At 58.3% G+C, this 15,680-nt stretch carries 10 protein-coding genes; 4 read left to right on the top strand and 6 right to left on the bottom strand.

The features are described from left to right. Window positions 1–17: 17 nt before the first annotated feature. Complete coding sequence (locus tag ACOEQ2_RS10695) at window positions 18–2,996, bottom strand: glycosyltransferase (protein WP_419727967.1); 2,979 nt, start codon at window positions 2,994–2,996, stop codon at window positions 18–20. A gap of 855 nt (window positions 2,997–3,851) precedes the next feature. Here ACOEQ2_RS10695 and ACOEQ2_RS10690 point away from each other — a divergent pair. Next, window positions 3,852–4,553 carry a hypothetical protein gene (locus tag ACOEQ2_RS10690; RefSeq protein ID WP_419727966.1) on the top strand — a complete coding sequence of 234 codons (702 nt, stop codon included), beginning with the start codon at window positions 3,852–3,854 and terminating at the stop codon, window positions 4,551–4,553. A gap of 50 nt (window positions 4,554–4,603) precedes the next feature. Here ACOEQ2_RS10690 and ACOEQ2_RS10685 read toward each other — a convergent pair whose 3' ends face one another. From ACOEQ2_RS10685 to ACOEQ2_RS10665, 5 genes are all read right to left on the bottom strand, one after another. After that, window positions 4,604–5,710 (bottom strand): hypothetical protein, encoded by a 1,107-nt coding sequence (locus tag ACOEQ2_RS10685; protein ID WP_419727965.1) that lies wholly within the window; start codon window positions 5,708–5,710, stop codon window positions 4,604–4,606. 203 nt (window positions 5,711–5,913) lie between these two features. Continuing rightward, entirely contained in the window at window positions 5,914–6,348 is a 435-nt protein-coding gene (locus ACOEQ2_RS10680; protein WP_419727964.1) for a VOC family protein, read from the bottom strand. A 98-nt stretch (window positions 6,349–6,446) separates the two neighbouring features. Continuing rightward, window positions 6,447–6,689, bottom strand: a complete 243-nt coding sequence (locus tag ACOEQ2_RS10675; RefSeq protein WP_419727963.1) for an acyl carrier protein — start codon at window positions 6,687–6,689, stop codon at window positions 6,447–6,449. 1 nt (window position 6,690) lies between these two features. Next, window positions 6,691–8,553 carry an HAD-IIIC family phosphatase gene (locus ACOEQ2_RS10670; protein ID WP_419727962.1) on the bottom strand — a complete coding sequence of 621 codons (1,863 nt, stop codon included), beginning with the start codon at window positions 8,551–8,553 and terminating at the stop codon, window positions 6,691–6,693. Window positions 8,554–8,776: 223 nt separating this feature from the next. After that, window positions 8,777–10,633 (bottom strand): tetratricopeptide repeat protein, encoded by a 1,857-nt coding sequence (locus ACOEQ2_RS10665; RefSeq protein ID WP_419727961.1) that lies wholly within the window; start codon window positions 10,631–10,633, stop codon window positions 8,777–8,779. A 401-nt stretch (window positions 10,634–11,034) separates the two neighbouring features. Between ACOEQ2_RS10665 and ACOEQ2_RS10660 the strand changes: the two genes are divergently transcribed. The 3 genes from ACOEQ2_RS10660 to ACOEQ2_RS10650 all read left to right on the top strand — a co-directional run bounded on the left by ACOEQ2_RS10660 (window position 11,035) and on the right by ACOEQ2_RS10650 (window position 15,476). Then, entirely contained in the window at window positions 11,035–12,195 is a 1,161-nt protein-coding gene (locus tag ACOEQ2_RS10660) for a hypothetical protein (protein WP_419727960.1), read from the top strand. Window positions 12,196–12,640: 445 nt separating this feature from the next. Next, window positions 12,641–14,083, top strand: coding sequence for a hypothetical protein (locus ACOEQ2_RS10655; RefSeq protein WP_419727959.1), 1,443 nt, complete (start codon window positions 12,641–12,643; stop codon window positions 14,081–14,083). Window positions 14,084–14,153: 70 nt separating this feature from the next. Beyond that, complete coding sequence (locus ACOEQ2_RS10650; protein ID WP_419727958.1) at window positions 14,154–15,476, top strand: glycosyltransferase 61 family protein; 1,323 nt, start codon at window positions 14,154–14,156, stop codon at window positions 15,474–15,476. Window positions 15,477–15,680 lie beyond the last annotated feature (204 nt).

The following is a 15,680-nucleotide window of genomic DNA, read 5'->3' as shown; positions in this document are numbered from 1 at the left end:
CGCTGAGATCGGCGAGCCTAGCCGTGCGGCGGACCCCCGGGATCGCCGTCCGCCACCACCTCGGCCAGGATCTGCTCGAGCTGCCGCAGGTAGCCGGCGCGGTTGTTCTCGCGCTCGATGCGGTGCAGCGCGCCCTCCCGCACAGCGGTCCAGAGCTCCGGGTCGGTGTAGGCCTCGACGATGCGGTCGGCGAAACGCTGCGGGTCGTCGGTGCCGCCGGACAGGATCTCGGCGCCGTCGTCCCAGCCAACCTGGCGGCACAGCAGGTCGGTCGCCACCACCGGCAGCCCGAACGCGGCCGCCTCATGCACCTTGAACGGGATGCCACCGGCGAACCGGGTCGGTGCGACGAACACGCGGTGGCGGCCATAGATCTCGGCGAGATCGTCCACCGGGCCGTGCAGATCGACGCGCGGGTGGCGGCCGAACGGCGACATGTCGACGCGGCGATCGACGAAGCCGGCGATGGTGAAACGGACATCCGCGGGCAGCCGATCGGCCAGCAGCGGCAGCACCTCGTCGGTGAACCAGCGCAGGCTGTCGTAGTTCGGGCTCGATGCCTCGTGGAACGCCCCGAGGAACAGCAGGTTGGCGCGCCTGGCCCAGCCGGCGGGAGTCGGTGCGGCGTCCTTCATGTGGCCCAGGACGGCGACGTTGCTGTGCCCGGCGAGGCGGATCAGCGATGCGTCGTTTTCGCTCACCGCAACGATCTTCTGGCAGAAATAGGCGCAGGCCAGTTCCTTCCGGAGCAGCGTCTCGAGGTCGTCCGCCAGGGGCCGGCCGAGCACCCGTGCCTGCTCCACGGTACGCGGCGCGCTCACCGCCTCGGTGTCGAGAACGAAGCTGTGCTCGGGCAGCGACGAACTGGCGTCGCTCAGGATCGGCAGCAGGCGTTCGAGATTATGCGTCCGGCCGATCCAGACGATGTCGTAATAGCCGCTGCGCTCGGCGATGAAGGCGGCCAGCTGGTCGAGGCCACGGTCGTAGAGCACCTCGACGGTTTCCGGGAAGTCGGCGAGGGTTTCCACCACGCTGCGGACCGACGGATAGATCGGATAGACGCCGACCTGGTGGCCGAGCGCTGCCATCACCTGGATGATGTCGTTGGAGCGCACGTAGCCGGAGCCGAGATCGCGCAGGGGGATGCGGTCCTCGATGAACAGGATGCGGCTGCGGGCGGGTTTCGGCGAACGGGCGAACAAGGCGTTGCGGGACCGCGCCGGGTATTTGTAGCGCAGCCAGTCGCGGTGCTTGTCGACGAACACCTGGTGGTTGCGCTGGATCATGCGGGTGGAACGCGCCGAGCTGGCGGATCCGTACTCGACGTGCTGCACCACCACCGCGGGGTCATAGACGATGCGGTAGCCGGCCTTTTTCAGCCGTACGCAGAGGTCGGTTTCCTCGTAATAGGCGGGGCGGTAGTCGTTGTCGAAGCCGCCCAGGGTTTTCAGGATCGAGGCGCGCACCAGCAGGAAGGCGCCGGAGCAGAAATCGACGTCGCGGACGAAGTTGGCTTCCGGCAGATTCGGATCGGCGTCGCGCAGGTAGCCGACGGTCGAGCCGTCGCGCCAGATGATCGAGCCGGCCTCCTGCAGCACGCCGTTGGTGCGGATGAACTTCGCCCCGACGGCGCCGATCCAGTCGTCCGACCACAGCCGTGCCAGGGCCAGCTCCAGCGACTTGATGCCGAGGGTGACGTCGTTGTTCATGTACAGGACGGCCGGCGCGTCCGCGTGGTCCAGGCCGGCGTTGCAGGCCTCGACGAAGCCGGCATTGTGCGCGAAGCGGATGACCCGGGCTCCGGTGAGGTATCGGCCGATGCGGCAGGTTTCGTCGCGCGATCCGGAATCGACCAGGATCAGCTGGATGCCGCCGGCGTAGCAGGCGCGCAGGGCGGCCAGGGCGGTCATGGTCAGGGCGAACTTGTTGTGCACCACGACGATGACGCTGACCGCGGCGAGGCCGGAGACGGTGAAATCGAGCTTCGACCGGGCGAACTGCGGCAGCATGTTCTCGGCCTGGCGGACGAACAGTGCCTTGCTCTGGGCTTCGAGGGCGGGCTCGGGGGCCGGCTGGTCCTGGGCGGCTGCCCGGTTGGCGACCCAGTGGGTGAAGGCGTCCGGGAAGTCGCCGCGCTCGAGCTCGGCCTGGACGCGCAGGGACTGGTAGTACTTGACCAGGTCGATGTCGGGATGCGGTTTGCGGCGTTCGGCGGCGCCGTGGCGGACGAAGTGCTCGTAGGTGTTGCGGAAGGTGCCGTCGACCACGGCCTCGAGCACGTCGGGGTAGGTCTTGCCGTATTCGTCCTCGGAGAACCATTCGAGGCCGCGGAAGGCCAGGGGTGTGCGGTTGCACAGGAAATGGTGCAGCGCGCAGGTCCACCAGCCCTGGTCGATCTCGTCCTGGACCTGCGGGTAGGTGCGGAGGTACCAGGCTGGATCGAAGTACCAGGACAGCCGGGCTGTGCTGCCGGCGCGGCAGCCGTCGGCGAGGAAGCGCCGGAAGGAGGGCAGGAAGCGGGCCGGGCCGGTGTCGGTGGAGGTGTCGTTCTGGCGGTAGAGGCTCGGGTCGAAGAAGCGGTGGCCGCTGCGGAATTCGCCGTCGCCGACGGTCAGGTAGTGGTCGTAGCCGTTGACCAAGCCGTGTTGGGCGAGGAGGCCGCGGGTGACGTCCTGGTTGGACGCAATGTAGAACACCTCGCTGAACAGCCAGTGCGGGGCGCGGCCGCGGTAGCCGTCCTGGCAATAATGGTCGAAGCCGGAGCGGGCCCCCCCGGCGGCGACGTGGGCGACGATGTCCGGGTAGGCGCTGAGATACCAAGTTTCGTCGAAGAACATGTTGGGCGAGTGGCCGAGGCGGGATCCGCGCTCGCGGTAGAAGGTTTCGATGTCGGGATGGCCCTCCGCCTGCATCTGCTGGACGGCGTCCGGGTATTGCGTCACGTACCAGGCCGCGTCGAAGACCTGCCAGAGCGGTTGGCGAGACAGCACGTCCATCTGCGTTCCTGGTGGCTTCAGATCGTCTGCGATGATCATCTCTTCCACAACTAACACTCGCACTTGTGATCATAGCATGCATGTTGGTGGTGAAACACCATTCCGCGAGGAGCGACGGCGAATGCGTTAGGCGCTGCGCCTTGGGCCAGGGTAGAGCGGTGCGGCTCGAATCGGCCCGCATCGCGCCGACGGTGGATCAGGGACTGCTCTACTGGTCCTAGGCAGGCGGCGGATGGGGTTCAGATCATAGTGACGTTCAGCCAATGACGGCTGCATCCACCACGGGGTAGTATGATGATTACCGGGCGTATCACTCTGGACGGGCTGGATGAAGATGCGTTGATCATCCTGATCGAGGGAAACAAGTATCCGCCTGGCCTCGGGTTCAATGCATCAACAATGCAGATGCAGCTTCTCAGCAAGCGGCTCCAGGACCGTACTGTGCAGGTAGCGCGTTACAATGATGCGACTCTTACCTGGACTGGTCGTGAAGGCCTGAGAGCCGTCGAGATCCTCCTGGGGAAACTCCGCATCTACCAACAGACCCCTCCTGGCCTTGAGCGACCACCGCTTTAGCTTTGAGGTTAGCGCGGGCAGTGGCGGCGGGCCAGCCTGCCGCCGCCTTGGATGCGGGATAGATTGATCACCTGAGTATGGACCCAGGACCTCTCCAAAGAGTCGGCACGGTAGATGAACGACCGGATGACCAGCTACGGTAGCGCCCACGGTAGCTTCATGAGGCTGAAAGCGACACTGCGCGCAAGACGCGACACCAGAATGCCTATACGCTCAGCCAAGCTTGCATAGGCCGCCGCTGTCGGCGATGCCTTCTGTTTGTTATGAGAGTAAGACAATATGAGCGAGAGACTAATAATCTTTGTAGTAATGTTGCTTTGCTTGCTACCGTTCATCTTATACGCCATCCTAACCGATCTCACGAAGCGACAGTTTCTTGTTATAGTCGGTATGGCGGTGGCATTTGGATCCACAGCCTCTACGGCTGCCGGACGCTCGATGTTACATTGGATGGTACAGTCGGAACGTCTTGTTCCTCTTCTGCTAATTGTAGGAGGCATCCTGATTGGGCTGTTTAGCGCGAGGTTTGTCGTTGGCCGGCGAAGGCGCTATCGGTTGGCATGGCCAACCAAACCGTCGCAGCGAGATTTCGCATCAGCAGGCTACGATATGTTGGTTCGGAAGAATTGGACTTACCAGGTCGATGTTAACCATACGTTCTTCAACGTTTACTGGATGACGCTCGGTAAACAGCGAGTTATGTTCGTGTTTTCTGTTGGTCCGCTGGAAATAGATATCCTTCAGCGTACTTTTACCACCACACGCATTATGCCCGCTCAAAAGGTTGTTGTTGTCCTCTGGGATGAGCCACTAAGGGCAATGCAGGCTATTCTCGAAGAACTGGGATGGCGCTTCATGCTGCTTGACGATTTTAAGCGATCAGACACAAACCTAATCGAAACTTCTAAAGCTTCCGACAGACCGATTGTTGTTGCGCCAGCGACTGATAGCCGGGAATCACCTCGGACCGAACAGCATTAACCCGCTCTACGATCTATTTGCTTTGATTAGTAAAGGAAATATCGTCTGCATCAAAACATCTTTGACTTGTTAGGGAAGGCATTCTGACGCTTAGAGACGAGATTGCCCATCGGGCCAGGAACCTCTCGTATATCTAGCCGGGTACCGAGCGGAGCAAGCGAAGCATCATTTAGTAATCCGCCTTGAACAGCACACAAGGCAGCTATATGGGCAAATTGTGCGACACGAACAGCATTCCCAAGTTCTCCATAAGCGTAGGAGTTCTGGAATTCCGCAACGCTCGCTCCATATCTCAGCAGATCCTCGGCAGCCTGCCACCGCTCAACGGCAGCTGAGGTATCACCCCGCTCGTAGAGCAGGTAGCCGGTGATAACCACGCCGATTAAAATGTTGGTCAAAGCCTGAGGCCAGCGCTTCAACTCGATCGCGAAGCTTCCGATGTCTTTGAACTGGTTGAAGGCATCTACATCGGCACCGGCCTGATAAGCCAGATAGCCGGCGATAAGCCGGAGGGATGTATGCCATCTTATAAAAAGCCCGCGATCGATCCGCGGATTTTCGCTGAGCAGACGCTTCATCTCGTCGAGGATCACAGCTCTTTGCCGCTCGGCCTCGCTATTGCCGTCGAGGAGCCTGTATCCAAGGACACAAATCGCGGCAGCTCCAAGAACATAGTTGTCCTGGTTGCGAGACAGGACATGCAGCGCCAGGTGCACCAGCACGTTGGTGTCGCCTATTCTCGTCGACGGCGTCTGGACCATCCGGAAAAAGTCGTGCCCGGTCAGTATCTGCAGCTTCCCGAGCTGATCGTTGTCCTTCAGGACCGGCAACTCGGTCATGATCCTGCGGTCGTTGCAGGCGAAGTACCGAAGTCTGGGCGCAAACAAGCCGCCGATCAGTTTGCGCGGGATCTCCCCGACGACACCGCACAACGCCGATTCCGGGCCGAAACGCCTCGCAATGTCGCTCCTGTTGACATTGGGCGCCACCTGGATGGCCCCATGATCCGAGGCAACGATGAAGCTTCGAGCCGGGCGTGACGCCGTTCGGTCCAGAGCCCAACCGGCAAACCTGCCACCAAACAGGGTGGTGCTAGTCTCGTCGACGGATCCAATATGCAGGCCAGGATCTTCGCGGAAGGTCGTGAGATCGACCATCTCGACCTGGAGGTCTGGTTCGTTCCCACTGTTGTGTGACGGCGGCATCGTGATCCTGCTTAGACGAACAAGGCTTCGGTCCACGATACCATCACGGGCACAGGCTGCCTAACAGCCCATAGGGTCAGCCCCCGGGGTGGCAGCACACGCACAGGCTGCCTCGCTCCCATCCGCCACGTGACCCTGGATCAGGCCGAAGCCCCCTACCCCGGGGATACCTCGAAATACCCATGAATGTGATCAGGGGCCTCGATGAGCTCAATGATGAAAGCCAGCGGAGAAACGAAGAACTGCACCCTCCTCCCACCATAGGCGACGGCTGGCATGGCGGGCCCTGCCGGCAGGCAACGCAACCGGCGGATGCGCGCCGTCTCCGCCTCCAGATCCGGAACCAGGTAGGCGACATGGTTGAGGATGCGGTCCCGAGAGGCCAGCGCACGTGACACGGGACTGTCATCGCGGAGGGGTGCAACGAGCTCATAGCACATGCCGGACGGGTCGAGGCCGAACTGCACATAGACACCGATCCCGTGATCGGCAAACTCCTCGGACCATCGGGTAATGCTGAAAAGGGCCGAAAGATGATCGCGTCCTGACGCCATCTTGGCGACCACCAGGCCAGCATGGTCAAACTTCATATCATCTTCCAAGACACCTTCGGGGCACTGCACCGGAGACAATCGCCCAGTTGCACGGCCGGAGCAGGCACCGGCCGTGATCGATCACAAGCCGGCAGTCAGCCCTTGGCGGTAATCAGGCGCACGAGATCGCCGACATTCTTCATGGTATCGAGATCTCGCGTCTGGAACTTGATATCGAACTTCTCCTCGACTGCCATGATGATCTCGATCTGCTTGAACGAGTCCCAGCCATCCACGTCCTTGGCCGTCAGCTCCGGCTTCAGCGCAATGTCATCCCGCATGAACACGTCGCTGAAGATCTCGGCAAGGCCTTCATACGCCTGTGGTTCTGTGGTCATTCTATCCCTCTACCGTGGTGATGAAAATCGGACGCTCGGAGAACTGGCCGAGATCGAGGACACTGCGGCTCGCGCCGTTTTCGTCCACTTCAGCGGTCTCAAAACCGAGCTTCTGGTAATGTTTTTCAACCATCCTGTTCTTCGGCGTCGGCGCATACTCGCCGATCAGCGAGCGGGCGCCCATGCTTCTGGCGGTTTGGGCGACAAGATTCAAGGTTGCCTGCTCGACCTGCCGCCCGAGCACACGGCAGCTCATGAGCCAGGTGTCGATCAGCATCGCGCCGTCGTCCTGCAGCCGGCCGATGACGATGCCGATGATGCCGTTATCGCCGAAGCGGTCGGTGAGGCGCAGTTGCAGCCCGACGGCGCGCGGGTCGGACATGATCGACTGCACGTCGGTGTCGGTGTAGCGGCGCGTCATGAGGTTGAACTGGTTGGTCTTGTTGATCAGTTGCACGGTGCGCTGGAGGCCGATCTGGTCGAAGCGGCTCCAGATCAGCTTCATCTCCAGGCTGCGCAGGTAGGAGTCCATGTCGGTGGCGCTTTCCCGCAGCGCTTCACGCTGGGTGTTGCCCTGATACTGCGACGAGCGCTCGCGATCCTCGTCGGTCACCACCAGGCTCTCGAAATAGCCGGCATCGGCGAGAGCGTAGGGATAGAGAGCTGGATCGTCCGAGACTTCGGGCACGGCCACCATCGGCAGTTCCCGCCGGATCAGCGCGCGCTCGAAGGGATTGTCATCGAGGAAGACGAGGGAGTCGATGCCGATGTTCAGCCGCTCGGCGATGTGGCGCAGGTTCGATGCCTTGTCCTGCCAGTTGGCGACGAAACACGCGATGTCGCTGATCTTGAGCACCATGTCGGGGTGTTTCTCGAAAGGCTCACGGGCGATCGCGTCGTCGTTCTTCGAGCAGACGGCGAGGATGATGCCGCGACGTGCCTGCTCGCGCGCATACTCCTGAACGGCAACATAGGCCTCGCCGGTCGCACTGCCCTGCCCCAGGACAATGCCCTCGAGACCGTCATCGCCGATCACGCCGCCCCAGAGCGTGTTATCGAGATCGAGCACGAGGCACTTGTATGACAGGCCCTGCTTGGTGGCGAGAAGGCGTCCCACGAGATCGCCATAGACCGGGGCGGCGGCGGGTGCGACTTCCTGTTTCGCGCGATACCAGAGTGCCGGGTTGAACCAGCTGAAGATCCCGTCCTGCGCCACATGACGGTCGAGAGCCAGAAGGTCGACGCCCGCGATCTGGGTGGCCTGGCGTAGTCGGTCGTTGAGCCTGGTGATGAAGGCGGAGCGCGAGCCCGCCAGCCGATGGTCGTTCTCGCCGATGACGCTGGGGAAGACATCGAGGGCGGTTTGCTGGATGATATGACAGCCGAAGGCGTCACGCGCGAGCTTCCAGCAGGTCTCGATCTTCTGCATGACATCGTCCAGCGCGCCGGCGGCGACGGGAGGCGTCATCCCCGCGGTGGCACCCTGGGCAAGCTCGAAGGCATCGAATGCGAAGAGCAGCGCAGTCGGCTGGAAGTCATATAGGCCGGATGATGTGTCGGCGAGCTCCTGGAAGTACTGGCCGTAATCAGCCTCGTATACGTTGAGCCAGATGCCCCGCCTGAGTGCGGCAACCCGGATCGCCGGGATGAGGTGGTTCGTGGTCGAGGAGCCGAGGATTGCAAGGCGGACCGGCTTGGTGTTGAGGCCGGGAGGCGGCTCGTTGCGGAATTTCGCAACAACCGCCTGGTCGAGCGCATTGGTAGCGGTGAAGTCGAGGCGCAGCCTGGAGATGGCGATGGCCTCGGCCCAGCTCTCGCGAGGAGCCTCGCCTCCGCTGCGAAACGCCTTCAGCCGCGCGCGCAAGGTGTCGCCTGCGGGCAACCAATGCAAGGAAGGAGCAGCACTTGTCATCGGACTTGTCTCCGGCACTCCGCGTGTGTTCTAGCGCCCAAGCGTCCGAGGCGAAAGTGTTTCGAGCTTCGCCCTGAGCTTCCTCTCACCGACGGTGCGGGACGGCAACGAAGTTCCACCTGCCGCGCGCTCCTTCGGTGGCTAGCTCCCTGACCTATCGAGAGAAGATGGTCAGTCAGGCGGCAGCGGCGGCCAGCTCACCGATCTTATGGGCCCCGTGACTGGCCTGCCAAAGCGCATGGCTACGCCGGCAGATTGCGAGCCAAATATCGAAGGACGGATCGGTCGTCGAGGTCCGGTCAAAGTATCCAACAATCAGACCCGGCTCAACAACACGCACCGTGCCTGGTGCATTCGTCTCATCGGCGATACGAGCCACGACTAGAGTGTTCGGGCCGCAGGCGGAGACGGCGTGCCATAGCGGCATGATCTGCGCATCGGTGAGCGGATCGACCGCCTTGTACAGGAAGATCTTTTCCGCAGCCCGAAGATCATCCAGAAGCTTGGAGCGGAGATATTGCAGACGCTTGCAGAACTTTGGCAGCAACTCTTCGGGCGTCGCCTGTGAGGGCAGAATGAAGGTATGCATGAGCATGAAGTACCGCGTGTCTTTGGTGCGGTAGTCTGAGTCTAGCACGATCCGTGTGTATTCGGGCAGGCCGACACCCTCGAGCCGGTTGTTCAGGGCTTCCGCCAGCAGATCCGGCTCCGTTGCAGTCCAGCGCAGCAGGCTGAGCGGCTCAGCGCCGAAATGCCGCTGCACGATGCCGAACTCGCAGTTATAACCGAGCGACTCAAACTTCATTAGCAGTTCGCGCGGATCGATCTCGGGTATGGCATCCTGATCGCTTGCCGATGAGGCGGGGATTACCATTTTCGTATCGGCCAGATGAGATAACTGCTTGGCCAGATCATGTTGCTCGCTCAGGAGCGCCTTCATAGCGGCCTCGTTCGCCGCAACGGCGAAGGCGCGGTTGTCCGAATGGTCCTGGTGGGCGGCGCGCCACCGCGTCTCTGCCGCAGCCCAATCGGAGCGCTCGACAGCCAAGCGCGCAAAGGCAATCGCGGTCGCGGCGTCCTTCGGGAACCGGGCGCTCAAGTCGGCGAGGATCGCATCAGCTTGGCTGGTCTCCCCGGTAAGCGTTAGCGCTTCGGCAAAGCCGATCCCCGCCGACGGAATATGGCTCGCAAGATGGTACGCCTGCTGCCACCGCTCGAGCGCAACCGAATGCTGGCGCAGTTGCTTCGAGCACCTGGCCGCTTCAATGAAGAGCTCGCCATCTGCAGGAAATAGCTTCAAGCCGGCAAGGACCACAAGTTCGGCCTCCTCAAAGCTCTTGAGTCTGATCAGGGCTCGCGCTTCGAGCAGGTAGGCGACCCGGTTTTCCGGGAACTTGATCCGGACCCACCGCCAACGGCGCACGGCCTGGGTCCAGTTCCGGCCCTGGGAGGCCATGGCGGCGTAGCTTGTCAGCAAGTCACCATCATCAGGGAAGCGGTGGAAGGCGTGGCCGACAAGCGCTTCGGCCGCAGGCAGATCTCCGCCCTCGCGCAGAGCCACCGCACCCTGAAGGTAGCCGAGCTTCACATCAGGTGAGTAGGTGCGGAACAGCTCCCAGCGCTCCGCGGCCTGTGCCCAATTGCGGGCATGATGCGCGCTCCATGCGTAGTTAATTTTCAGAGCAGAGTCGTCGGGGAAGCGGGCGAGGCCATCCATTGCCAGGGCATCGGCTGCGTTGACTTGGCCCAGCTTGTGATGGACGTGCACCGCAGCGGAATACCCTACCGGGTTCGTCCGAGCTATAATCCGCACCCGCGCCCAGCGCTCAAGCGCCTCCTCGGGTCTGCCGCTTTGCTGAGCGACCCATGCTGAGCATATCAAAAGGCCTGGGTGGTCGGGAGATGCCCGAAGGGCCTCTGACACCACCGCCTCGGCTTCATCGTAGCGTTGGGCCTGCCGGTGCACATCGGCGGCAGCCAGGGCGTCGGCGGCCTTTGCGGCTCTGCTTTGCCGTGAAGCAAGGTCCGTCATGTGCCGCTGCTCATGATCGAAGCGCAGTCGTGGCTGGACATTACGCTGATCCTCTCCGATAGCGATGTTTACGATGCAAGGAAGCGACCGCCGGCCCAGTAAGCGCGATTGAGACTGACGACAGCAAAAGGGGTCCTCCGCTCCTGCACGGCTTACACACGACCCGATAACGCAAACCTCGACCGTTTCATAGCGGAACTGTCGGCTCGGCGAGGAACTTGGCTCGTCCCCACCGCAATCGGTGGAAGCCACAGGTTGCACCGGGGGCGCCATTTCGGCATGTTTCCATGGCATAGCTGGTGACGGATCGGTAGGCTGGACCGCTTCAGAATCCGGAAGCCGCTAGTGCGGGTGTTACTGCTTGCCTGGCGAACCAAGCCAGCAACCTGCAGGTCGACAAGATGAGGGCGTATCGTTTGGAAGCAACGGTCAAACGAACAATCTTTTATCACGGGCACCCAATCGAGGTCGAACCCGGCAGGTTCATCGGATCGGTTGAAAGCGCGGAGCTGACCCGTGCCGGGGCCAGTCTGACCGCTTGGGCCATCACCAATACCGCTTTGGGAGGGTCAATTGGGCCGCCGAGCGAATTTCTCATCGCCAGCGGTGACGAGGTGATCTACGCAGCTAGCCCAAATCAGGCTCGCCCCGATCTGGTTTGCACGCATGGTGTTGCTGCAGCTCAGGCGGGGGTCTCGATCATGCTTGACATCACCGTTATTCCACCGCCGTTGCGGCCGAGCTTCACGGTCTATGCCTTCGACGGAGAGGCCTCGGCAACGGCTTTGCCATTTGCCGAGGAACGCGATCGGCTTAGTAATATTAATATTTTCACCGGGCAAGATTTCATCCGGTTGATCCAAAGCCCGTCGACCCGGCTGTCGGACCCACACACCCTCGCATACGCCGCGTTGCACTGCATGCGACGTTTGCCGCCCGACTTTGCGATCAAGGCGGCGGCACTATGTGTTATCGGTTACCGGCTGCTCAGTCACGAAATCGACGATCTAGAGCTGGCAGCCGTGTTTAAGACTGAGAGCCAGGCACTGCTTTCTGATCGTCCAAATCTGGCCCGTGGATTGTTCTTGAGGTGGCATACCTCCGTCCGCCTGATTGCAGGCTATCTAGCTTTCCAGTCTGGCCAGGAGACGGAAGCCCTCGAGCATTTCGCTGTAGTCCCTACCTTTGTGACCGACCTTGTGGAATGGCCTCAGGCATTGACCAACATTCTGCTCGGCCTATTTATAACAGCCTATCTTCGTTATCGAGGCGGCCAGGTCGAAGCCGCAATTCAGGACTGGTCGCGGGCGGAATCCATCTTTCGCTTCGGTGCATCGATCTCCGAGTTCCAGAACTACTATGCTTATGGTGAAGTTGGTAACGCTCTGCGCGTCGTACAGGAATGCTACATAGCCATCCAGGTTATTCGCGGCGGCGGCCCGATTACCAATCCATCACTTGGACCTCCCGGCATGGACATCGATCTCCGTCGCCTGCCGAGCCCGTTTGCGAAGCTTCTCGATGAGAGTAAGGCGCGTTCTCGGTCGGAGTCCAAAACGTGAGCTTAGCGCCGGTCAAGCGGTGCGTCGTATTGCCGGAACGTTCAAGAGATCAAAACCTGAAATTTTTGTCTACCAACTCTGAATCGCTGGCCTGCAGCACGGCTGATTGGGGGCGAGACGTGCAATCTTACCGCTTACTAGAGTTGCCAGTTGTATATGATGCTAGCTACAAACCGTGAATAAAACCCGAAAGATAGCAACTTACGTCGACACCTCCGGGGTAATCGGCTTGTTCATGTACTTTATTTCGGCTGTTTTACAGTGGCACACCTTAACATCGGTCTACAGTAATCCTGCGAGCAGGACCTCAGGTGATCTTGGCTCTTTTCTTACAGGTTGTAAAACGACTATCCAGAAAGGCTTAAAGAGGGCCGGCACCTCGATCCTAGGATTTTCTTGCATGATCGTCGCATGTTCCCCGGGACATGTGTCTGCGCAGAGTAACATGATAAACCTCGCGATCGGGTCCAGAAAACCGATCAATATCGTCGACTACGGAGCGAAATGCGATGGGCACAACGATGACGCTAATTCAATTAACTTGGCGGTCGAAGCTTGGCGAAGCCAGCAAAATGCGAAAAAGAACATCGTTTTGGAGTTTCCGGAAGCCGGTTCATGCCTCATAAGAAGTCCCATCAACCTGACTAACGTTTCTCGTCGAGGCACGATCATAGAAGGTAACGGCGCCACTTTGGTGTGTGAAGGTTCTAGAATATGCGTTGATGCTACTGGAACCGTCGGGATGAACATTTTCAATCTCAGCGTGGAAGGGTCCCGTCGCGATCCGCCGGAAATCGGGATTCAGTGGGCGCGGGAGAGTCTGACCATCGGATGCTCTGAAGACAACGTGAGCAACCTCGTAGTGCAAGGTCAATTCAAATTTACTCCTGTTTATATAGAGGAGTGCGAGGATATGTCATGGACCAATAGTCATATCGAAAACGACTATGCTGGTATGTCCACGTGGCTAGTTGTAGAAGACGGGATTAATCACTGGGATGCGAGATCAACGTTTCAGCAGATTACTATCGGGCACGACGAACCTCATGGTATGGATGAATTAGTCTGGATCAACCCTTTATTCTGGCAAAAGGGCCCAGGCCATATGATGTGGCTAGCGAACAGCCACAGTACGGAACTTTTGGGAGAGGCCTATGGAAACTCTAGCTACGGCGCCGCCCCCTTTGTCTTGTATGAGACCCCAAAGACAAACAACGGAAATCTAGTTGTCGACATGTACTTCGAGGAAGTGCATCAGGAGAGTGCGTTTGAAATTGAGGGGCCAAATCCCGTGCCAATTATCTATGGCTTGAAGTGGCATGAAAGGGGCGTTCAACCTTTAAAATACATATTTTCGCACAGCCCAAACATAAAACTGATCAAACTTGAAGATGTCGATATCGGTCTTTATCAATCTTACATTGCCCACCCTCCTGTTCCAAAGATGTTCGATAATCCAACTGCATGGTCGATGAGTGGTGACATATTTTTGCCTTCTCCGACGTGGTGGAATACGCCATCTAGTTGGACCGGATGCATCACCACGCTTTCAAGTGCCAGAGAATGCAGCTTGGGCTCTGTCATCAGGATTGAACCACTAGATCCCGTCGTAAATCTCATTTTTGCTGATAGTGGTGACACTACGTACGACATAACAGCTACGAAGCCGCTAGCTCTCAATCTAACAGGCGGCACACCCGGACAAGCCCAGCGTTTAACTGTCGTACTCCGACTGCAACCAGGCGCTAGCGGACTGGTGACCCTTCCGAAAAATGTAATTTGGCCTGGATCTCATAAAATACGGTTGGGTCAGATGTCGGGGGCTATAGAAGTGATCACTTTTTTGACTGTTGATGGTGGACAGACCTATTTTGGCCTCTCGGACTAAAGTTACTTAAACTCACGAGCCCATTCAGCGGGGTCGGTGGAAAATGGCATGTACGAGTTGGTCTCGTGCAATGCAGGAAAGAGAGGTTCAAATGGCTACACTAGAAAACCATATAGCTGAGTATAACAAGGCCATTCAAAGAAAGTTCTATGAACAAAATTATTTTTCCTACAAATGGCGGAAATCAATCGAGACTGTCGAAAACGCATTAGTTTTCCCGCAGACGAAGCAGGACTCTTCACAGAAGCTGCATAGAAATCCAAACGCTGTGAATATTCATAATGGGGGCGTGTATCGTGAAGATGGAGAGATAGTCGAGTCCTCTCTTCATGTTGCCTCAGCAGCAAACAAAAATATACCCGATTTGATAATAGATAAAATCCGTTATCCGGTTGAAGAACTGACAGGAACTTGGGTGTACGGCGGATTCCTAAAGACACATATTGGACACCTAGTGACCGAAAGCTTGGGCAGACTGTGGGCCTTTGATGATTTAACCGAAAAGGTTCAGGGGCTTATCTTCATTCATATGAATGGGTTTCCTAAGGTAGTTCATGAGGAAGAATTCTCGCTTGAAGTTCTCGACCGAGCGGCCGAAAAGTCTATCAAGGCGAATGGATATGTTGAGGAGATAATTAGTTTCTTCAGTAGGCCGTGCCCTATAAAAGTTTCCGGACGTCCTTTCAAAGTCGAGAGGCTCATAGTTCCATCCCAGCTGATGGGACTTCAAAGCGCCTCTGATCTGATCGGCGGGCACGAAACATATAGATTATCTGTAAGCAAGCATATCTCGAAGAACATACCACTTGACAATGATTTAGAGCCCTTGAAGCTCTACGTATCAAGATCTAAGCTATCCGTTGCTTCCTCTTCTTTTTTTATGGAGTCGGCTTTCGAAGCAGCGTTGTCTCTGGAAGGCTACACAATCTTATATCCAGAGAAGATCGGTTTTACTGAGCAAATGGCCCTTTACGCCAGAGCATCACATGTCATTTTGGCGAGTGGGTCTGCCTGTCATGTCCTCGCCCTGGCCTGCAGCAGGCATCAACACGTAGCTTTGCTAAATCGTCACGAAGGAACCTGGGCTGGCTTCGGACGCCAGCTGCGCTTGATGGGTGCTGCATCTGTCCTCGAACTTGAGCATATTAGCGGCGTTTTTAGTCCGGAAGATAGTTCGAGTACTTCTACTCTGAAGCTACATCCTGCTCGACTTGTTCACTCATTAGACCTTGCTCTAATTTGGGGTTTACTTAGAAAGAATGGATTTGTATCATCCTTCGGAATGAAGCTTGATCCGGAAGAGTTTTCGAATGGACTTGAACTTACGTTCCAGGCGTTAAGGCTGGCTTACCCTGAACACGGATTCGTTTATCAGAGACGAGAAAGGCCTTGATCATCATTGATTGATGTGGTTACCGCATATAGCGACGCTGCGCTATACTGGACAGGTCGAATCATAAAAGTGAGTTCACAATCCTAAGCTAGTTAATGGTCCTAGGACAACAGCTACACAACGCGTGAGGTTCCACGCTATTCGACTGAATTTGATCAGAACTTGTACTGATCAATGTGTGCTTCAAAGCAGGAAAACGTCAAT

The organism is Lichenicola sp., from assembly GCF_965198575.1.
GTDB lineage: Bacteria > Pseudomonadota > Alphaproteobacteria > Acetobacterales > Acetobacteraceae > Lichenicola.
Note: the sequence above shows the minus strand (reverse complement) of the source record. Positions and strands in the feature narration are given on the sequence as shown.

What these genes read in the sequence shown, in the direction of transcription:
- ACOEQ2_RS10665 (WP_419727961.1), bottom strand. Translation starts at nt 10,633, where the DNA reads ATGACGGACCTTGCTTCACGGCAAAGCAGAGCCGCAAAGGCCGCCGAC.
- ACOEQ2_RS10690 (WP_419727966.1), top strand. Translation starts at nt 3,852, where the DNA reads ATGAGCGAGAGACTAATAATCTTTGTAGTAATGTTGCTTTGCTTGCTA.
- ACOEQ2_RS10680 (WP_419727964.1), bottom strand. Translation starts at nt 6,348, where the DNA reads ATGAAGTTTGACCATGCTGGCCTGGTGGTCGCCAAGATGGCGTCAGGA.
- ACOEQ2_RS10675 (WP_419727963.1), bottom strand. Translation starts at nt 6,689, where the DNA reads ATGACCACAGAACCACAGGCGTATGAAGGCCTTGCCGAGATCTTCAGC.
- ACOEQ2_RS10695 (WP_419727967.1), bottom strand. Translation starts at nt 2,996, where the DNA reads ATGGACGTGCTGTCTCGCCAACCGCTCTGGCAGGTCTTCGACGCGGCC.
- ACOEQ2_RS10685 (WP_419727965.1), bottom strand. Translation starts at nt 5,710, where the DNA reads ATGGTCGATCTCACGACCTTCCGCGAAGATCCTGGCCTGCATATTGGA.
- ACOEQ2_RS10650 (WP_419727958.1), top strand. Translation starts at nt 14,154, where the DNA reads ATGCAGGAAAGAGAGGTTCAAATGGCTACACTAGAAAACCATATAGCT.
- ACOEQ2_RS10655 (WP_419727959.1), top strand. Translation starts at nt 12,641, where the DNA reads ATGATAAACCTCGCGATCGGGTCCAGAAAACCGATCAATATCGTCGAC.
- ACOEQ2_RS10660 (WP_419727960.1), top strand. Translation starts at nt 11,035, where the DNA reads ATGAGGGCGTATCGTTTGGAAGCAACGGTCAAACGAACAATCTTTTAT.